Origin of the sequence: Candidatus Phytoplasma bonamiae, from assembly GCF_030586845.1 — a bacterium.
In the GTDB taxonomy this organism is placed as follows: Bacteria; Bacillota_I; Bacilli_A; order Acholeplasmatales; family Acholeplasmataceae; genus Phytoplasma; species Phytoplasma bonamiae.
The window spans coordinates 1-1,924 of the sequence record NZ_JAOSIQ010000052.1 but is presented as its reverse complement, the minus strand read 5'-3'; the positions used below and the strand labels follow the sequence as shown (position 1 = coordinate 1,924).

Genomic DNA, 1,924 nt, shown 5'->3' with positions numbered 1-1,924 from the left:
CATCATAGACAATATCATCAAAATTCCAAAATCGACAAATACCGTTATGAATATGCCAACAATAATTATCAATCGCAACTATTTATAGGTAAGTTCTTATCCTAAAAAGTCTAGTTAAAATTCGAAATTTTGGTTTTTTTAAAAAACCGACTTATTATATAAGTTCATAGGACAACTATTAAATATTAATTCCGAAGGTATTTAGTTTTATAAGGTTGAGAACTAAAAAAATTTATTATGACGTTATCAAGTTCGTTTAACAATTATTTTAAGGAATTGAGTATATTAAACCAATAATCTAAGAATCTTCTCAAACTATATTAAAACTATGATTTTCTGTTAAATAAGGCAATATTAAAATAACTTAAGAAAAACCAAAGAAAAATCTAGATATGATTATTTAATTATTACTTCATCCTGGTTCAAACCACACTAGTCTCTAGATTAAGATTGGATAGATGCGAAGCAATTTACAAGAAATAGGACAAACTTTTATAAATCTAATATAAGCGAAAAATCTTTAATAAGAAAATAAAAATTTACTAAAATTCATTTTTTATTTGAAAAAATATTTTATTTTTTCTTAAATTAAGAAATTTTTTAAAAAAGGAACAAAATATGAAATGTATTAAAATATCGAAAAAAATTATACTGTTTATAATTATTGCGATGATAATGTTATTTATAATTTTAAAGAATATGGGTTTTTTAAAAAATAATAATTCAATTAAACATCAATCCTTTATATCTTCACCTAAAGGTTTGAAACAATCGAATTTATCTTTATCTAAATCACAAATAAATAATTTTCATAAATTAAAAAATATTAAATCTTATTTTTTAGAAAATAATGACGATTCAGAAAAATTTTTAAATGATATTGATAAAAAAGAAAAAGACAAAATTAAATCTCTTAAAGAAATGTTTTTATTAGATTTATTGAAATTTAATTCCATTTATGATTCGATTGAAGAATATAAAAGAAAAATTATGGAATTTCAAAAACAAATAGATTTTGTTTCAATTAAAATAAATTATGAAGAACAAAATATTACAAAATTAAAACAAATTTCAAACGAAATAAATAAGAATATAAATATTAAAAAACTCAAAATACAAAATAAAAAATGTGATTTACAAACTCAGGGTATAACAATTTATAATAATCAAGAAATTTATAAAATTGAAAATGAAAAAAAAGAATTAATTAAAAAGAAAAGAGAAGTATTGCAACAAATAAACAAAATAAAATTAGGCCAAAAAAAATTAAATAATATCAATGAAAAAATATATCAAAACTTGAAATTATATAAAAGATTAGATCAATTATTGCATAGCAAAAAGCAATTTTATATACAAACCTTTTTAAATTGTCTCGAAAAGTTTTATACTAATTAATAAAAATTCTCTTAATCTTATCATTTTCTAATTCATTTCAATCAGGAAAATAATATAGAAAAAACAATTATCCGGATTTATATTCTCATTTTTACAAAAATTTAGATAATATTATTAAAGTGCTAAAAATTAAATTATGAAAAAAATTTTTTTAAATAAAAAAATTAAATTTTAACCAAAATTAAAAAAATTTTTAAAAAATTATATAAAATAAACATGTATTAAATATTTAATAAAATTTATATAATTATTTAATTTTCATCTCAATATGTTATAAAAATTTAAATACAATAATTGAATAATTTTTTTCTTCAAAGGATTAAAATTATTAATAATTACAATATAGCGACCAAGATGCCTAAATATCGAGTGAACTAACCCATCACCAGTGCGATAAATACTGACAGGCTAAGAACGGTTCTTGAAAGGAAACTATCAAGAATTACAGCAGTTCTTAAAAGCGGGTTGCGATGAAGTAGTTAGTCAAAAAGACACCGCCACCAAATGGTTCTAAGGGTAAGCCGGA

Annotated in this window: 1 protein-coding gene; it reads left to right on the top strand. The window is 20.0% G+C overall.

Features of this window, described 5'->3' with window-relative positions:
* The first annotated feature begins 675 nt into the window (after positions 1 to 675).
* Positions 676 to 1,398: a hypothetical protein gene (locus OC701_RS02620; RefSeq protein WP_304514529.1), complete on the top strand. Its 723-nt coding sequence runs from the start codon at positions 676 to 678 to the stop codon at positions 1,396 to 1,398.
* Positions 1,399 to 1,924: the final 526 nt, after the last annotated feature.

Excerpts from the sequence above, each read along its gene's own strand:
- OC701_RS02620 (WP_304514529.1), top strand. The coding sequence starts at position 676 with ATGTTATTTATAATTTTAAAGAATATGGGTTTTTTAAAAAATAATAAT.